The 16039-nt window shown below is 67.1% G+C and carries 15 protein-coding genes; 2 read left to right on the forward strand and 13 right to left on the reverse strand.

Annotated elements, in window-relative coordinates; all coding sequences use genetic code 11:
• Positions 1–30: 30 nt before the first annotated feature.
• Genes GGD82_RS19740 through GGD82_RS19750 form a run of 3 tightly spaced genes read right to left on the reverse strand, consistent with a single transcriptional unit; the run spans position 31 to position 2257 of the window.
• Positions 31–333, reverse strand: coding sequence for a hypothetical protein (locus GGD82_RS19740; RefSeq protein ID WP_150064067.1), 303 nt, complete (start codon positions 331–333; stop codon positions 31–33).
• Complete coding sequence (gene gpM / locus GGD82_RS19745; protein WP_150064066.1) at positions 330–1241, reverse strand: phage terminase small subunit; 912 nt, start codon at positions 1239–1241, stop codon at positions 330–332. The genes GGD82_RS19740 and gpM overlap by 4 nt, the downstream gene beginning before the upstream one ends.
• Positions 1241–2257 carry a phage major capsid protein, P2 family gene (locus tag GGD82_RS19750; protein ID WP_150064065.1) on the reverse strand — a complete coding sequence of 339 codons (1017 nt, stop codon included), beginning with the start codon at positions 2255–2257 and terminating at the stop codon, positions 1241–1243. Before GGD82_RS19750 ends, gpM begins: the two co-directional genes overlap by 1 nt.
• Positions 2258–2633: 376 nt before the next feature.
• Here GGD82_RS19750 and GGD82_RS19755 point away from each other — a divergent pair, with 376 nt between their 5' ends.
• Entirely contained in the window at positions 2634–3185 is a 552-nt protein-coding gene (locus GGD82_RS19755; RefSeq protein WP_150064064.1) for a tyrosine-type recombinase/integrase, read from the forward strand.
• A 68-nt stretch (positions 3186–3253) separates the two neighbouring features.
• Here GGD82_RS19755 and cas6 (GGD82_RS19760) read toward each other — a convergent pair whose 3' ends face one another.
• Entirely contained in the window at positions 3254–4234 is a 981-nt protein-coding gene (gene cas6, locus GGD82_RS19760; RefSeq protein WP_150064063.1) for a CRISPR system precrRNA processing endoribonuclease RAMP protein Cas6, read from the reverse strand.
• 467 nt (positions 4235–4701) lie between these two features.
• Here cas6 (GGD82_RS19760) and GGD82_RS19765 point away from each other — a divergent pair, with 467 nt between their 5' ends.
• Positions 4702–5358: a hypothetical protein gene (locus GGD82_RS19765; RefSeq protein ID WP_150064062.1), complete on the forward strand. Its 657-nt coding sequence runs from the start codon at positions 4702–4704 to the stop codon at positions 5356–5358.
• On the opposite strand, the gene cas6 (GGD82_RS19770) is transcribed toward GGD82_RS19765, so the two are convergent.
• The 9 genes from cas6 (GGD82_RS19770) to GGD82_RS19810 all read right to left on the reverse strand — a co-directional run bounded on the left by cas6 (GGD82_RS19770) (position 5345) and on the right by GGD82_RS19810 (position 15707).
• Positions 5345–6151 carry a CRISPR system precrRNA processing endoribonuclease RAMP protein Cas6 gene (cas6, locus tag GGD82_RS19770; protein WP_150064061.1) on the reverse strand — a complete coding sequence of 269 codons (807 nt, stop codon included), beginning with the start codon at positions 6149–6151 and terminating at the stop codon, positions 5345–5347. The genes GGD82_RS19765 and cas6 (GGD82_RS19770) overlap by 14 nt on opposite strands.
• Positions 6148–8289 (reverse strand): TIGR03986 family type III CRISPR-associated RAMP protein, encoded by a 2142-nt coding sequence (locus GGD82_RS19775; protein WP_150064060.1) that lies wholly within the window; start codon positions 8287–8289, stop codon positions 6148–6150. The genes cas6 (GGD82_RS19770) and GGD82_RS19775 overlap by 4 nt, the downstream gene beginning before the upstream one ends.
• Entirely contained in the window at positions 8286–8873 is a 588-nt protein-coding gene (locus tag GGD82_RS19780; RefSeq protein WP_150064059.1) for a hypothetical protein, read from the reverse strand. The genes GGD82_RS19775 and GGD82_RS19780 overlap by 4 nt, the downstream gene beginning before the upstream one ends.
• Complete coding sequence (locus GGD82_RS19785) at positions 8870–10369, reverse strand: RAMP superfamily CRISPR-associated protein (protein WP_150064058.1); 1500 nt, start codon at positions 10367–10369, stop codon at positions 8870–8872. Before GGD82_RS19785 ends, GGD82_RS19780 begins: the two co-directional genes overlap by 4 nt.
• Positions 10366–11913 carry a hypothetical protein gene (locus GGD82_RS19790; protein ID WP_150064057.1) on the reverse strand — a complete coding sequence of 516 codons (1548 nt, stop codon included), beginning with the start codon at positions 11911–11913 and terminating at the stop codon, positions 10366–10368. Before GGD82_RS19790 ends, GGD82_RS19785 begins: the two co-directional genes overlap by 4 nt.
• On the reverse strand, positions 11910–12593 hold the full coding sequence (locus GGD82_RS19795; RefSeq protein WP_150064056.1) for an RAMP superfamily CRISPR-associated protein: 684 nt from the start codon (positions 12591–12593) through the stop codon (positions 11910–11912). Before GGD82_RS19795 ends, GGD82_RS19790 begins: the two co-directional genes overlap by 4 nt.
• Complete coding sequence (locus GGD82_RS19800) at positions 12586–14199, reverse strand: Cas10/Cmr2 second palm domain-containing protein (protein ID WP_150064055.1); 1614 nt, start codon at positions 14197–14199, stop codon at positions 12586–12588. The genes GGD82_RS19795 and GGD82_RS19800 overlap by 8 nt, the downstream gene beginning before the upstream one ends.
• A 257-nt stretch (positions 14200–14456) precedes the next feature.
• A complete protein-coding gene (locus tag GGD82_RS19805; protein ID WP_150064054.1) occupies positions 14457–14657 on the reverse strand; it encodes a hypothetical protein in 201 nt (66 codons plus the stop codon).
• A 771-nt stretch (positions 14658–15428) separates the two neighbouring features.
• Positions 15429–15707 (reverse strand): hypothetical protein, encoded by a 279-nt coding sequence (locus GGD82_RS19810; protein ID WP_221240833.1) that lies wholly within the window; start codon positions 15705–15707, stop codon positions 15429–15431.
• Positions 15708–16039: the final 332 nt, after the last annotated feature.

Here is a 16039-nt window from a genome sequence, read left to right on the forward strand (position 1 = left end):
CGGGGTGACAGAGGCACGGGACCGGCATGGTCAGTCCTCGGGGTGGGCGTGGGCGGCATGGGTGCCGCCGGCGTGGCGGAGGATGAGACGCGGCCGGGCCGCGCCATCGCGGCTTCGGCGCAGGCCTGCCTGGAACGCGATGGTCTGACTCCGGCCGCGCTCCCAGGCGGCGGCGAGCGCGGGAAAGACCTGGTCGTCGAACGGACAGGCGGCGGACGGGGCCAGGGCCTCGCCCGCCCTGGTGCCGGCGTCGTAGGCGCAGAATTGCGCCGTCGCCGGCCAGCCCTCGTTCAACAGGCGCAAGGCCTCCCGGACCATCGCCGGCGCGGTCATGACGCACCGGCCCCGACGGTCAGCGCGACCGCGATCGTCTCCCATTGCCGGACCGTCAGGTCGGGCGTGAACAACCCCAACCGACCCCGGCAGGGCGTGAACAGGAGCGGCCTGGGGTTCGCCAACACCCACCCGATCGGCCCGAAGAACCAGGGGCTCGGGTGGTCGGTCACGCACGCGACCACGTCGACCGCGCCGACGATGCCGCCCACCTGCTGGCGCTGCTGGGCCATCTGGATGACCTGATTGAGGTTCAGCGCGAGGAGTTGGTCCGGCTTGCGGCTGTGGTTCAGCTTGTCGCCGTCGGGGTCCAGGAACTCGACCAGCTCCCACCATTCCTCGACCACGGCATGGTCGGAGGCGATGGCGTCCTGGCGGCGGGTGGCGGCGGTGTGCAGGGTCTCCAGCACGTCCTGGCGGCGCGGGCCAGGGACCTTGCACAGGTCACACAGCACCTCGGCCATGCGCCCGGCCACGGGGCCGTTTTCCAACAGGAGGGCGGATTGGACAGGGGCGCCGGTGCGGGCTCCCTCTCCACTCAAAAATCGGCCCATGGTCATGGCCAACCCGTGGCGCACCACATAGCCCGCGATGCGCAGCACCACGGGCCACGATCGGGCATCGCGCGCCCAGATCATCATTTGCACCACGACGGCGTCCTGGCGGCCGCTGTCGGCCTCCATCACCCCGTCCACATAGGGCATGTAGCCGGGCAGAAGCTCCGCCTTCATCTCGCCCCGAGTCGCCATGGATTTGACGGCGCGGATGCGGTCGAGGTCCGCCTTCAGCCGGCGCAGCATGGCGTCGAGGCCGGTGGTCCCCGTGGGCGCGACAGACGGATCGGCCGCGCGCGCAGCATCCATGCGGGCCAACGCGCGGCCGCGCGCGATCTGGGCGGGGGTCGCCATCACGCCCACCCGCCGGCGCCGTCGGGCACCTGGATGCCCTCGATCAGGCAACAGGCCCCGGTGTCCTCGATCACGTACCCCTCGTTGACGGACTGGAAGTCAACGATGCGGTCCCAGGACGGCTGGTCGTCGATCTGGCGGCGCCGGGTCCCCGTCTGCCAGTAGATGGACAGGTTCTTCGGGTTGGCCAGCAGGATCGAAACGGTGGGGAAGAACGGCACGAACTGGGCGGTCTTGCCGCCGACGGCGCGCCCGGCCTGCATGGTCTTCAGGGCCTCGGCTTCCGTGGGCGTGCCACTATGGACCTCGATCAGGCCGAGCATGCGTTCGCTGTACAGGGAGCGCCCGCAGATGGCGATGATGTTCGGATCGTCCTTGTACCAGTCGTCGAGGTAGCTGTTGACGGCATCGAAGATCAGGCCGTCGAGGGTCTTGTAGTCCGCACCCGCCTGCTCGCCCACCTTGGGGCCGGTGAACACGCGCCCCGGGTCGGCCACGCGCAGGTATTCCAGCCAGCCGACGTTGACGTCCTGCAGCAACTTGTTGGCGACCGGATCCGTGGTGGCGGCAGCATGGGTACCGTTCCAGCCGATCGTCAGGCGGTCGCGGGCGATCTGTTCCACCACCTTGTTGCGCACCCGGGTCTGGAAGTCCGGGAACTTGGCCCAGGCGTCCAGGGTGTCGTAGCGGATGAAGCTGTCGAAGTTGGTCTGGACGGTCTGGTAGTCGCGCCGCCCCAGGCCGTGGATGTCGCGGGGCTGGCGCGGGGCGGTGGTGGTGTCGGTGCGCCCGGCGATCGGCCCGGTGGTGCCCAGGCCGAGGACCTGGCCGGACGGCTGGGCGACCCCGGTCACGTTGACGCGCTGGAGGAACTCGGCCGACTGCTGGATCCGGTTCTCCAGGGTCTGTTCGACGGTGGGTGCGACCGCGAACTTCTGGGTCGCATCCGGGATCCCATTCAGGCGCGCGACGTCCGCGCAGTAGGCGTTGAAGACGCCGCGGGTGTCGTTGCGCATACCTAACAGTCCGTCTTGAAGGAAGCGGTGGAGGTGCCGCCGGCGGACAGGGGCCGGCCGGCGGTGGCGGGGATCTGGCTGAGGACCTCGACGAGCTGATCAAGGCGCGCGCCCAGGGCGGCGACCGGGGCATCGTCACGAGTGGGGACCCTGAGCAACCGGGTCCTGGCCGCCCTGCGGAAGATGTGCGCGTGGTGTGTCGAGCGGGGCATCCTCGAAACGTCACCCTGCGCCGACGTGTCGGCCCCGGCGCCGAAGGTGGTGCGCGACCGCACCCTGACCGACGCCGAACTGAAAGCCCTGTGGGCCACGAGCGACCGCATGGGCGCGTTCGGCCCCACGTACAAGCTGCTGATCCTGACCGGATGCCGGCGGGATGAAGTCTGCGGGATGCGCTGGGATGAACTGGACTTGGACAACCGGACCTGGACCCATCCCGGGCACCAGAACCAAGAACAGCCGGCCCCATGCCGTCCACCTGACCGACACGGCCCTCAGGATTATCGAGGCCCAGCCGAAAATCGCGCCCCAGCGGGGCAGGAAGCCCGTCTATGTGTTCACCACCGGGGGCGCGGCGCCGATTTCAGGGCACAGCGTCGCCAAGAAACAGTGCGACCGCCTCATGACCGAAATCACCGGCGACGACATCCAACCGTGGCGGGTGCATGATATCCGGCGAACCGTCGCCTCCGGCATGGCCCGCCTGGGCATCAACATTGCCACCGTCGAGAAGTGCCTGAACCACATCTCGGGGTCCTTTGCCGGGGTGGTGGGGGTCTACCAGCATCACGATTTCGCGACCGAAAAGCGCATGGCCTGGGAAGCCTGGGAGGCGCACGTTATGCGGCTGGCCCAGGGCACCGAGGCCGGTGGTAACCTGATCACGCTTGCAGGGGCGCGATCCGCCCGTGGTGAGCCGTGCCCATGACCGGCACCTGGTAAGGGCTTCGGGAACGGAGGCCTGGGCCGGGCGTCTTGCTGGGGGCCGCCGATCGGTCATGCGCCGCGTTCGATGTCGTAGCGTCCCATCCCCTGCGCGGCGTGGCCGCCGGCGCCGAAGCGGCCACCCAGGGCCAGCAGCGCCCCCGCGCGCGCCAGCGCCTCCGGCGGGCCGCGCAGCACCAGCCGGCCCACAACCCCCGTCACCGGAATGCCGCGCCCGGGCTGGCGGGCCGAGCCCCGGGTCCAGCCGGCCGGGCGCAACTCTTGACCGTCGAGCGTCAGGGCCGCCGCCGTCTCGGCCAGGGCGCCGCCGTCGACCGTCAGCGCGGTATCGTGCCAACGGGCGAAGCCCTCCGCGCGCCGCGACAGGCTGGTGAGCAGCGCCAGGGGATCGAGCACCAGGGCGGATTTGCGGCGCAGCACCAGGGGTGTGCGGACGTCGAGGGCGACCGAGCCCAGGCCCGGCCCTAAAACCTCCGGCATCACGGGCGTGGGCGGTTCGGGCGTGACGATATCGCGTCGCCCGGGCTCCAATGTCAGGCGGGCACCGTCCACGCCGCTGCCAACGCCGGCCCGCAGGGCGCGCACCAGGGCCTCCGCCACGCCCTCCGCCCAGTCGGTGGCGAAGCCGAACAGCGACAGGGTGATTCGGGCGTCGTCCGGGGGATCGGGATCGACGCGGACCACGAACGGCCGGGGGATCTCCACGCCCCGGCGAACGGGGCCGGTCTCGCCCCACAGCACGTCCAGCGCGCAGGGCGGATCCCACGGACAGGGCTCGCCGCGCCGGGCTTCGGCGCTGGCGCCCGCCAGCAGGGCCTCCCCCAAGGCGCCGCGCAGGCGGCCGGGAAGGCGCGGGTCGGTGATCAGCCCCGGGATCAGCCCCGGCGGTGGGCCGAGGCCGACCCGAACGATGATATCGGCCTGGAACCAGCGGCTGAGGAGATCGTCGGCCGTGGTGGAGTCAACCGGCTCCGCCAACCGCTGTCGCAGACGGTTGGGGTGGTTCGCCTGCCGTCCCCCAGCGTCCTCCATCGCCGCCCTCCGGCCTTCCCCAAGGAGAACGACAGGATACCGGCGGTTCGGCGCGCTAAGCAATCAAAAGGGGTCGGCGGTTCGGTCAGGAACGCCGTCCACGTGACCACGCTGCAGGGTGCGTCTGACCGCCGCGAACGCGGCGGGCGATGCACCGGCGAATGGTGCGTCGCGCCTTTCGGCGCGGACGCACCCTACGACGCAGGCCAGCGAGGGCCAGACTTCAGTCCGCGTGAACAAGCGGAAGGGTGTTCACGCTACCTCCTTGCAAGGGTTTGCGCAAGAGAGAGAGACACCATATGCTGCATCATAGATCACACACGTCCGGTGCCGGAAAGGGCATGATGGGCAACCACAGCGTTGGTGTCGGAGCCATTCCATCGTTGCCCATTACAGCCTGTCGCCACGCCTCATGGCATGAGGCGGCCAATGACCGATCATGCTCGCATGCTGAATAGGATGAAAAAGTGCTAACGGACTCCGTATTCAGAGCTGTGTTGAAGATAGCCCTGTATGTCAACGCGGCGATCGTTATTTTTGTAGCTTTGGACCCCTTCGGTGTTTTCTCCAGCATCAATATTGTTTCCATCGTGTCGATTTCCGTTGCCGTCCTCTCCCTGGGGGTCCTTGCCCTGACACAGTGGGTGTTCCCGACCCTGTGCCGCCAACCTCTGATGTGGCGGCTGTTTCCCGACATCGATGGCGACTACGACGCCGAGATGTCATCGAACTACCCGATGTTGAAGGCGATGGCGGATGGTCATTCCACCGAGGAGTTGAAGACAGAAAACTTGAGGCTGAACGTTATGGGTACCGTCTCGATCCGGACGACCCTCACCAATATATCCATGACATTCTCGGCGAAGAACAAATACTCGACGTCTGAAGTTTTGTCGTGCTCATTGCAACGTGGTCGGGGCAATTGTCCGCACCGTCTGTACTATGTTTTCGAAGGGCGCGTGAAAGATCCTGAGACGACCGACACACGGTCATTCCTGGGGGCCGGCTGCATCGACATTCCGCGCGAGCGCCGCCCCAAAGTCCTAGACGGGGAGTACTGGACAAACAGGGAGTGGCATAACGGCCTGAATACCGCCGGCCTTGTGCGCTTCACCCGTCTCTGATCCCCACCCGCCCCAGGCCGAAGGCGGCGTGGCGACCGGCGTGCAGCGCCTGGGCCAGGCGCAGCCAGGGAAGCAGCCGGTCCGCGTCATCCAGGTTCATCCCGAACGCGCCGATCCAGCCGTGCATGGGGACCGGCCGCTCGCCCTGGCGGTGGGCGATGCGGGTCCAGGTGATCCGGCGGACAGGGCCGACGGGGCGCAGCCGGCGCCAATCGGCGTCCTCCGGCGGGCTCAACGCGGGCAGCGCGATCAGGTCCGGATCAAGCCACGGCGCCAGCCTGCGCCATCGACCGCGCACGGCCCGCCCCAGGGCTGTGCCGTCCAGCGTGGCCCCCTCCGCCAGACAGAGCGGCGTTTCCAGCACGACCCGAGGTCCTGGCCCGGGCGCGGCCGTGGCCTCGGGCGCGGCGTCGTGCTGCCACAGGATCGGGCCGCGCCCCAGCAGAGGCCGGCGGCCGCCGGGCACGATCAGGCCTTCCTCGGTGACGGCCGCCAGGGCGGCCGCGACCGGATCGGCCCAGCGAGAGGCGGTGCCGATCAGGCGGATCGTCAGCGTCGGGCCATGGGCCGGGCCGTCGATTCGGGGCACCAGCGGGGATGGCGCCTGACCGCTGGCCGGGAACAGGGCGGCATGGTCCTGCCGGGACAGGCGGTCGGCCAGGTCTTGGCCCAACAGGCCGCGCAGCCGCCCCAGCAGCACCGGATGCGTCGCCGGTGGGGTGTGCCCCTCGCAGGCCCTTGAGACGTCGTGCCACAGCGGGGCGGGGAGCAGGACCGGTGCGGTGGCGGTCATGTGAGGTCCTCGATCTCGTCGGCGTCCAGGAACTCGATGGTCCCATCGGGAAACCGGACCTGCGCCTCGTTTCCGTCGATGGACAGCACCTCGACCGGATCGCCATCCACCACGCCCCGGCGTGTGGCTTTCGGCGCCGGTGCAGCAGAGCGGCGCGCGGTGCGGTTGCCGGTGCCGGGTCCGCGTTCGCCCGGTTCCACGATGCGTGGCGGTGGCGTCTGCTTGGGCCAGCCCGGTGGCTCGGAGATGACTGGCGGCAGGACAAGCCCGGCCTTCTTGGCGTCCTGGAACGGCTGCGGCCCGGCCATAATGCCCAGCGTACTGTCCTGGACCAGAGCGTCCCCATGGTCCGGGTCGGCCATGGCCAGCAGATGGCGGATCTGCGATGTCTCTGCCCACGGCGTCGGTGTCCGTTCGTTCATATACGCCTGGAACGCCACCATGCAGTCGCGGAACAGCGTCTCGGCGTTCGTTTCGTCCCAGATCTCGCCGTCGACGCTGTCGATGTCGACGGACGCCATGTCGATGGACACCTTCACGCAGCCGTACCCCAGCGGCTTGGCCATGCCCAGGCTGTGGCGGTGGGTGTCGGACCGGCCGCCGAAGGTGATGGCCCAGACCAGCGCGCCCAACTCCTCGCGTTTCAGGTTGTGGAGGTGCATCCTGGCGCGAAAGCGGGTGCCGGGGCCGTGCGGCTCGAAGGTGTTGTAGACCTTCTGGCTGGCGTCCTTGACGACGCGGCCTTCCTTCAGCGTGGGCGGTGGCGATGTGCGGACGTTGCGGCTGACCGGATAGCGTTTCCAGCCCCGGATTCGGGCGTCGTCGTCCATGTAGGTCGTATAGGCGTTGTAGGGGCGGTCCTTGCCGGCGGACCGATAAGTGCTCTCGGCGACCTCAGGCGCGTTCGGGGGCGTGCCTGTCTTCAGGTGGGTCTGCGCCACATAGGCCGGGTAGTAGCCCGGTTTGGGCGCCAGCAGGATCTCCTTTTTGCGCCCCTCGCGCTGGCCCGGATGGGTCTGGTGGGCCGGTTCGATCTGCACCCGGCCGCGCAGCGCGGGACCACGGTCGCCGCCCTTTTCCGCCACGAACCCGAACAGGAGGTCGGCGAAATCGGGTCCGTCTCCGGATTGCCGGGCGAGATCGTGCGTGCTGTGCCGGTTGGCCAGGCGGAACATCATCGCCAGCCCCATGGCCCGGATGCCCTTGCCCGCCTCATCCGGCAGATAGAAGACCGGCACGGCCTCGCCCTTCAGCAGGTGGGGACGCCAATAGGCCCACTCGTTGAGCGGCGTGCCGGTGTTAGGGTCGCGGTGGATGTGTTCGAAATCGTCCCGCGCCGCCTCCGGAACCGGAAGGGTCTCCTCCGCCGCTGAGTGGAAAAGGAATTCGGTTCGTTTGGCCCCCCTCTTGTCGCGGTCCTGCGGCTGGCCGGTGAAGACGATGCGGCCGGGCGTCGCGCCCCGACCCACATCGTCGGCTCGCGACAGGATGCGTCCCCTGGCCCAGTCGTCCCGGGCCTGCCAGGCGTCCGGGGTGAACGAGATGTCCAGCGAGGCAGTGCCCCACGCCTTGTATTTCTCGTGAGACCCGGTCTTGCCTTTGCCCAGATTCAGCGGGCGAGCGCCCTTGCTTCGCGCCGCATGCAGGGCCTCCAGCGTCGTCTGGCGCACGACTGAATAGTCGCACGGCCTCAGGTGCCATGCGCCCGTCGTCCTGTCCAGCGTCAGCCAACCGGCGCGGGAGCGGGGCCGGAACATCTCCGTCATGTGGTGAGTGTACAGGGCCGCGTTTTGCAGGTCGCGCACGGCGAAGCGGCGGTTATCCATGCGCGGGGCGATGCGCCCGAAGGTGGCGATCTCCACCACCGCCCGCAGCATGCCCTTCATCGAGGTGCCGGGAATGACATCCTGGCCGAACAGGTTGGCGCGCTCCTTGTGGCTGGGCGCGTCCTTGCCCTCCGGCGGTGCGTTGGTCCGCCCGCCGACGATCAGGGGCGTTTCCGCCGTGATCTCGATGTCGAACGATCCGCACAGGGCGTCCTTGAACGGCACGTCCATGCTGACCTTGTCGGCCCAGTCCGGGCGGACCACGGTGTCATTGAGCGGGACGAAATTGTAAGGCGCGGTCAGGCGGGTCATCGGCGCACTTCCCTTTCACCGAAGTCAAGAAACCGGGCCGCGACAGGTTGATGGCAGCGCAGGGCCTCGTTGCCCTCGACGGCCTCTTCCCGCCAATAGACCGCGTGCCGCAACGTTCGGCCCTTCAGCACGCTGTAATGCGTGTCTTTGGTCATAAGGTGTGGATGTCCGGTCTCATCGCCCTCAAGCATCGTTTTGACCCGCCAGCGTGTGCCGCCCAGATGCGTGACGCGCAGGCCAGTGGTGTCGTCCAGGGCCAGGTCGGCGTCCAGCACGCGACCGAAATCGGGCAGGATTTGCTTGCCCTGCCGCCATGGGCTCCACGTATTCCGCTCGACGATGTAGACGGCGTCGGTGGTCACCATCCAACCCGCCTTGATCGCTAAGCCGTCCAGCATCGCGCAAAGCGCTTCACGGCCATATGTTGCGTCGGCTTTGGTCAGGCGAACGACGGTCCATGTCCGGTCCAGCGCGGCCGGCAGGTCTGTTCGGTCGCCGCTTCTCAGGTGCGTTTTCATTTCCGCGACGAAGCCGGCGAGGATGTCCGCATCTTCTTTGAGCATGGTCATCCTGGACTCACTCATGCCTCTCGCTCCCCTGTCGCCGGAAGGGTGCCCGTTTCGATCCAGGCGCCGCCGTCGCTCCACGCGATGGCCTCGCAGCGCAGCCGGCCGTTACCGCGCCCGGTCCCGCCACCGACGGCAAACCGACCGCGCTGGATGTCGTTCAGCGTTCTTCGCAGGGCCTCGCGCATGGTGTCCGTCGCGGCCTCGGCGTTGTCCAACGGGGGCACGACGTCAATGACGTAGTCTGCGCGGAGTGTCCGGGGGTCCAGGACCCGTTCCGAGAACAACAGGCCGTTGCGGGCGCCGCCGGAGAACCGGTCCAGTGAGACATGCTCGACCTTCTGAGTCGCGGCCGGCTTGTCCAGAACCACGTCGTCTAGCACCAGCCAGCCGCGCCGGCCGGGATCGTCCTTTGTTGTCGGCAGGGCACCCAACAGGATTCTGACGGCCTCGTTGTTGGCGCCGGTCGCGTCGTCCAGGGTCACCACATCTTCGGCGAACCGTTCGGTCAGGACGTTGTGATGCCACGCCAACCGGTGGGCGAGCGCGCCCTTGAGGCTGGTGGCCCGGAGGTAGTGGACCGGCGTCTCCTCGACCGTGCCGCGGTCACCCTCCCACACAATCCGTCTCTCGCGCACCGGGGCGATGGATTCCGCGCCCTCCGGCACGCCCCCGCCCGACAGCCACGGGCTTTCGGCGCGCAGCCCGCGCAGGGTGACGCGCAGGCAGGGCCGCGCCGTAACCGGATCAACCGCCAACGACGGCAAGGGACAGTCCGCGTCAAGCCGGGCCGGAATATCACCGTACCTCGCAAAGCCGGCCTTTGTTCGCAGGTCCAGCGTTTCCACCAGCATCCGGTCAACGATGAACGCGCCGTTGCCGTGCCGGGTGCCGCCGCCCAGGCGGACATTCGGGTCATGCAGCAGCCCGAGAAGACGGCGCCAGTCCGCCCGGTCGCCCTCTTCGCCCCGCAGGCACAGATTAAAGGTAAAGCGGTGGCCGGCGGCGACCATCCGGTCTTCGAACTTGCCGCGCCCGTCGGCCGCACCCTTGTGCGATAGCCGCACCCGGTCGCGGCGCCGGCCCTCGCGGGCGTCGGCCAGCAGGGGATCGCTCAGGCGAACGTCGTCGGGGGACAACAGGCCGTCCACCGGCCTGTCATCGGAGGCGTGGATATGAGCCCAGGTGACGGACAGGCGCGAGGCGTGGCCGTCCTCGATTTCCACCGTCGGTCCGAACAGGAGGTTGGCCCGTTGCGCCGCCGCCTTTTCTCCCAGGTGCCACAGGCTGTCCTCGAATGCATGCCGCAGGATGCCCGCCAGCGAGGATCCCGGAATCGCCGGCAGCCCGTTGGCGTCGCGCACCACGTCGGCGCCGCCGGTGTCCAGCGTGCGGCCGGCCGATACGGCCAGGGGTCCCGTCAGCGTGATCGTGATACGCGCCAGATAGCGCAGGGGTGCGTTCCCGAAGGTGCTGAAATCGGGGGTCTTGGGCTCTTCGGGCTGTGGTGTCATCGGTTGGCCTCCTGCCCGTCCAGCGTGGTCATCAGGCGCGGCACATGCACGGCCAGGTCCATGACCACCAGACGGGCCAGTTCCTGCAGGTCTGTGTCGGACAGGTCCGTCTGCGCCTTTTCCCTGAGAGTCTCACGGTCAAGCGCGGCCTTAAGGAGCGCCTGTGCGCTTGTCTCCTGATCCTTCAGCACGGGCAGCGACAGCCCGGGCGCCGTTTGCTTCCACACCTGACCGCCGACCCCGGCGGCGCAACAGGCTTTATCCCCGTCGAACAGACGCGTTTTCAGGTCCTCCAGATCGGCGGCGCGGTTGGCCTCGTCGCGCACCGCGCCCCACTGGCTGGGCGAGGGGGCGAGGTTGCCCGCCGCCCGACCGGACGCGCGGGCCTCTCGCCACTGCGTTTGATAGAAGGTCTTGAAGTGGGGCTCGAATCCGCGCGCGATCTCGCGGGCATCGTCGCCAAGGGTGCGCGCCGCGTGGCGCCGGTTGAGCCACTTGAAGAGGGGATCCTCTTCGAGGGCGGCAGGAACGGAAACGGCCGGTCGGCTGTCTGTCTGCCCGGTTGCGCCGAGGTCTTCGACGAAGAGCACCCGTGGGTTGGCCAGACAGACGCCCATCCCGCGCTCCGTTCCCAGGCCCACACTGGCCTCAAGGGTGGCGCGCAACCGATCTGCATCCGCTGAGGAAAGCTTGGGGCCGGTGAAGGCGACCACGCTGCCCGGAACAATCACATGCCGCTCGCGGTCGAAGGCCTGCCGGTGGCCGTTGTAGACCGACAGCGTGCGCCATTTCACGACGGTCTTTTCCCGGCAGGGCCGCCATCCTTCTGGCAGGCCGAACAGCCCGGCGTCAAGTTTGCCGTGATCCTTCGGCGCCACATCGGAGACGGCCAGAAGCGACACCGTATCCTGTCCCGCAAGATCACCATGGGAGGGTGCCGGGGGTGGGTCATCCAGGCGCGTGATGCGCACACGGCCGTATTCGGCATGGCGCGACCGCCCCAGACGCCATGTCTGGTCATGCAGACGATCCAGACACGAAAACGCGGCCTCGGCCTCTGGCGCAACGGTGATGCGGCTGACGAAGCTTTGGCCCTCGGTCAAGGCGCGATAGGCGAACAGGAAGCCCTGGCGCACACGGCCGGTCCGGGGGTCGATGGCGGTGCGGCGGGCAAAACGGGTGGTCGGCTTGAAGACGGTCTGGCCATCTTCCGAGATAAACGACCGAGTCTCATCGCCGCTCGGCATCTTGCCCTTCCCCTTCAGGTTCGCTGTCCGGGAGCGGGGCCACGGCAAGAGGGGGTGCCCGCCCACCAGAGGCAGGCCGTTGCCGAAGCGCACCCCGCCGCCGTGGAAAACCTGCCAGGACAGATCCGGGCCGCCGACCTCCTCGATCTCCTTATAAAACCGCGACAGCAGCCCCAGCAGGACCCCGCCGGGGATATAGGGAAGGGACTCCTGCGGCCCGGCCGACGTGGGCGTATCGACGAACAGCGCGTCGCTTTCCAGGTCCAGGCGCAGGACGATTTCGGTTGGGGTCGTCATGCGGCACCTTGCGTCGGCTGATCGGCCTCGTCCTTCAGCGTGGCCGTGACCCGCCCCAGGCCGCGGTTGCGGTGGCTGCCCAGCCCGCGCAACAGCGGCAGGGCCGTTGTCAGCACGGCGCGCCAGTCGGCGTCCCTGGCCCAGTCGGGCACGAGACAGCGAGGCGGCGGGTCAAGGGTCAACGGCGCCGTCAGTGTCATGGGCGGCATGACCTCCATCGACCGCAAAGAGCCGTCCGCCACCTGCCCCTCGCGGTCGATGCGGGTGGCGTGCAGGATCTCACCCATCAGGTCGAGCCGATCCAGGCCCTCCTGCTCCGGCGACCGGGTCCGCGCCCAGTCTCGCCACGCCCTGGGCAGGGTGGCATCATCCACCACCAAGGCGCCGGGGCTGGTGCCGTGGCGTTTCTCGACCAGATCGTCTTCGCTTCGCGGCTGGCCGGACCCCTCCTGCCCGAACAGCCAGACCGTGGCGCCGGGATCGAGGTGGCCGAAGAGTTCCGCCTGGCGTACCGCCTCGCGCAGCAGGCCACGCAGGGTGCGCCCGGGAACAAGGGGAAGGCCGTCCTTGCGCGCCACCCGGGCGCCGGAGCCGACGCGTTCCGTCCGGCCGGTGGCGCAGTGCCAGTAGTCGTGCAGGGTTAGGGTGAAGACGGCCGTGTCTGGAAGGGAATCAGGCATCGGTCGTGGCCTCCATCGTCTCGACCGCGTCGTCGGCTTCGTTCAGCCGGCCGCGAACGCGCTGTTCCAGGCCAAGCAGAACGTCGATGTCGTGGATCGGGGTGCGCCAGGGCTCACGGTCCTTGCGCCAAAGATTGCGGGGGTCGTCCGTGAAGTCCTTGAGAGCCTTGCGTAGCGCGTGGGCGCGCGTACCGAGGATCTCGTACTGCCGGGCCAGCCGGCGTTCGGCCACGGTGTCGGATTCCCGCAGCAGGCGGGCGATACTTCTCCAGGTGCCGAGCGGGAGCGGCCGCGCGGCATCCATCAGGGCTTCGAGATCGTTCAGGCTGACGTGACCGTTGATCCGGCTGATGGTGTAGGGGCCGGCGGTCAGTACTCTTTTTCTCTTTTCCGACACTTGCAGAACGAAGTCCGTCGCGAAGATTTCTTGGAAAGCGCCGGCGTCGGTGTCCAACGCGCGATGGACCATCAGGCAGGATGTTTTGGTTTTGTCGTCGCCAAGCTGGTCCTTCGCCCAGCCGCACAGCGTGTCCGCGAGGTGCAAGGCATCGCTGAACGGATGGTGGGCGTGAACATAGGCGATGCCGGCGCCGGCGGTCAGGTGAGGCCGGTCCGGCAACGCGCCGGAATAATCTTGGTTGAAGCAGGCCAGTTTTTCGGTCGAGTGCTTCTCGAACGCCGTCAGGAAGCGGCGGGCGACCGCCAGCCCGAAGCGCGCCGGCACGACCACGGCCATGTCGTCGCCGCCCAGCACGATGGGGCGGCACGCGATGTATCCGTCATGCGTGCGCACCTCACGGATAATGTCCACCGCCTCTTCCGCGGCGGCCTGAACGATTTTGGTGGTGACCTCGGACAGCGCCTTGACGGCCTCGTGGCCGCCCGCCTTGGTCACGGCCTCGAACATCTTGCCGAACCCGGCGCCGTCGGCGTGGATCACGGCCAGGATGCTGCTGCCGCCGGCCTGGGCCAGGGCGTCGGCGTCGCGGGTCAATTCGTGCTCTTTTTTGAATCCGAAGCGCGTTTTCAGGTTTTCCAGGCCGGGAGCGCTCTTCGGCCCTACCCGCAGGCGCCGATGCACGGTCGAAGCATCGCGGTCGTCGAGTTCGTCGTCGTCACCAGGGACCTGAACCACCGGCCAGCCGGTGCGGCGATTGCGCAAGGTCAGCGGCGTCGCGTCCGGTAGGGCGAAGGGGGGCAGGCCGGAGCCGTTATTTGCTTGATCAAGGGCTTCCTTGATGGCCGCATCAAGGTTTTTGCCATCTGCAACCTGCTCCAGCGCTACCGTATGGCGCCCGTTCGGCGCCCAGTGATCGGCCATCAGGGGCCACAGACGGGCGAACTGATGCGCCGTATCCTTGTCCTCGAACCGGATGACGACCTGTCCCGACGCGTTCTTGAGAACATCACCGTGCGCGGGGATCAGAGCGGGTTTGGACGGATCGGCCTTGCTGTCCATCAGTCCAAGCCGCTGCAACGCCAACCCCAGCCCGTCGCGGCACAGGCTGTCGATCACCTCGGACCCGCCGGCCACATCCAACAGGCGACCCCCGCCTTTCAGATAGTCCTGAATCCCGCGAAACGTGTAGGCTGCAACCCAACTCATCAGCGTCCCCTTGACGGCAGTGGTTTGATGTGCATAGCTATTCGCCTGCTCTGTGCAGATTAATACTTCATAATGTGTCGAATCTTTCTCGGGCTAGCGTTGGTTTTGCTAGCCCTTTTTTTGCGCCTTAGTCGATCCCTGTTTCAGCCTCCACGTTGACTATCGGCGATGGAGGACTGACCGGCCGCGTCCGCCCTCCAAGGCCTGGACGTGAATCAGCCCTCGCCGGCGCGCCGGTGACGGGCCGCGTCAGGGGGTCATGCGATGATGTTGGGGTGGAGCATCGCCGTCAGAATCAGATCGGCGGTCGTCGGGTCAGGACCGTGCAGGGCCGGCAGGACATGCAGAATCCAGATGACCACATCGGGCACGAAGGCCTCGAGGCAGACTTCGAGTAGCACAAGCGCGATTGCGCAGGCAGCCCCATAGGCAGCCTTGCGGAAAGGCTTCCTGTCCATGGATTTAACTCCGTGTGAATTTCGTCATGCACCACCTGTGACAGGCGGAATCTTGCGCGGGCTAGCGATTTAGGTGCGTATGGTCATAATTGCTCTCCTTTAGGTCGCTCCCGGCCCCGCACCAAGCGAGACCTTTGGTATTGATCGCACACGTCTTAGGTTTTAGCAAGCTAAAAAGCAACTTCTAAAATTGCAGAGTCCGTGGGTGCGCAACGAAGCCCGCTGTATCCTTTGCCGATCCTATCCCTGACGGTCAGGCTCCCGAGATTGACGCCGCCCCGACCCACGTTCTGCCAGATCCTGTGCATATGCCAAAAGGTCCACGCCAGCGGGGGCGTGTTTGTCGGACACCTGCCGAACCTCGATCCATCCGGCGGTGTTGATGCCCTCACGCCATTTCCGACGGGTCCAGTAGACGCCGCGCATCACCAACGGCTAGCCAAGTGCAATTTCGAGCGTCGCAGCACCGACATGCGAGCCCTCGTCCGTCGAAAGCGGCTTTGGCGTTGCCTGATGATAAATATAAGAGACGCTGTGGTCTCCGCAGTCCGAGTCATAGTCGGCCCGGCATGACAGTGTTTTCGAGCACTCGTCTGTGCTGCTAAGTCTGGATTTTATGCAGATTCTGAAAAGGTTGGCCTTGATCTCCATGGCCATGGCGTCTTCGCGCAGCGGCACGGTTGCCAGGCTGTCGAGGTCCAGCGCTTCCCCCTTCGACGCGGCCGTGCGCAGGGTGTCGATGACCGGCCAGTTCGACTGCGTGGTGCCGTACTAGACACCGTTGAGGTCGGGGAACACCCAGGCGTTCAGTCTGGGTAACCTCCGGTATATTCGACGCCAAGGGGCGCCATGGCCCGACCAGCCCGCCAGCAGCCACGCCAGAACCATGAACACGCTGGCCGATACCAAGGCCCATCGAACGAAGTCGAACAATGAGGATGGAATATCGGTGAACCACAGCGCGGTCGCGATAATGACCGCGAAGATGATCATGTGCACCTTCGCCAAGGTGCTGGCACCAAAGACCGTGTAGATGGTGTCGTCCGCCAAAAAAAGCGTAGCTCGCACCAGACTTAAATAGACTTGTTTTCTGAAGTCGCCTATGGCGCCAATAAAACGGATTCAACAGTTTTATTTTTCTAGGTCCTCCGCCGAGGCAATCGCTAACGTTGGCGTAAGGGCGCATGACAGCGTACATGAGTGTATGCGGCACAGAAGCGGCAACGTAATGCCGGCCGTAATCGGGGCCCGGGGCGCGCGCCGCCGCCTCGCCCGGCCGGGGCGTCCAAACGGACCGCACCGGATGCGGGATCTGGTACCGTACCGCGATCAAAACATCGCGGGAGACGGACCATGGAGTTCTTCGCCGGGCTGGACGTGTC

Origin of the sequence: Roseospira marina (assembly GCF_014197855.1) — a bacterium.
Lineage (GTDB): Bacteria > Pseudomonadota > Alphaproteobacteria > Rhodospirillales > Rhodospirillaceae > Rhodospira > Rhodospira marina.

What these genes read in the sequence shown, in the direction of transcription:
- GGD82_RS19740 (WP_150064067.1), bottom strand. Translation starts at nt 333, where the DNA reads ATGACCGCGCCGGCGATGGTCCGGGAGGCCTTGCGCCTGTTGAACGAG.
- gpM (WP_150064066.1), bottom strand. Translation starts at nt 1,241, where the DNA reads ATGGCGACCCCCGCCCAGATCGCGCGCGGCCGCGCGTTGGCCCGCATG.
- GGD82_RS19750 (WP_150064065.1), bottom strand. Translation starts at nt 2,257, where the DNA reads ATGCGCAACGACACCCGCGGCGTCTTCAACGCCTACTGCGCGGACGTC.
- GGD82_RS19755 (WP_150064064.1), top strand. Translation starts at nt 2,634, where the DNA reads ATGAAGTCTGCGGGATGCGCTGGGATGAACTGGACTTGGACAACCGGA.
- cas6 (WP_150064063.1), bottom strand. Translation starts at nt 4,234, where the DNA reads ATGGAGGACGCTGGGGGACGGCAGGCGAACCACCCCAACCGTCTGCGA.
- cas6 (WP_150064061.1), bottom strand. Translation starts at nt 6,151, where the DNA reads ATGACCGCCACCGCACCGGTCCTGCTCCCCGCCCCGCTGTGGCACGAC.
- GGD82_RS19775 (WP_150064060.1), bottom strand. Translation starts at nt 8,289, where the DNA reads ATGACCCGCCTGACCGCGCCTTACAATTTCGTCCCGCTCAATGACACC.
- GGD82_RS19780 (WP_150064059.1), bottom strand. Translation starts at nt 8,873, where the DNA reads ATGAGTGAGTCCAGGATGACCATGCTCAAAGAAGATGCGGACATCCTC.
- GGD82_RS19785 (WP_150064058.1), bottom strand. Translation starts at nt 10,369, where the DNA reads ATGACACCACAGCCCGAAGAGCCCAAGACCCCCGATTTCAGCACCTTC.
- GGD82_RS19790 (WP_150064057.1), bottom strand. Translation starts at nt 11,913, where the DNA reads ATGACGACCCCAACCGAAATCGTCCTGCGCCTGGACCTGGAAAGCGAC.
- GGD82_RS19795 (WP_150064056.1), bottom strand. Translation starts at nt 12,593, where the DNA reads ATGCCTGATTCCCTTCCAGACACGGCCGTCTTCACCCTAACCCTGCAC.
- GGD82_RS19800 (WP_150064055.1), bottom strand. Translation starts at nt 14,199, where the DNA reads ATGAGTTGGGTTGCAGCCTACACGTTTCGCGGGATTCAGGACTATCTG.
- GGD82_RS19805 (WP_150064054.1), bottom strand. Translation starts at nt 14,657, where the DNA reads ATGGACAGGAAGCCTTTCCGCAAGGCTGCCTATGGGGCTGCCTGCGCA.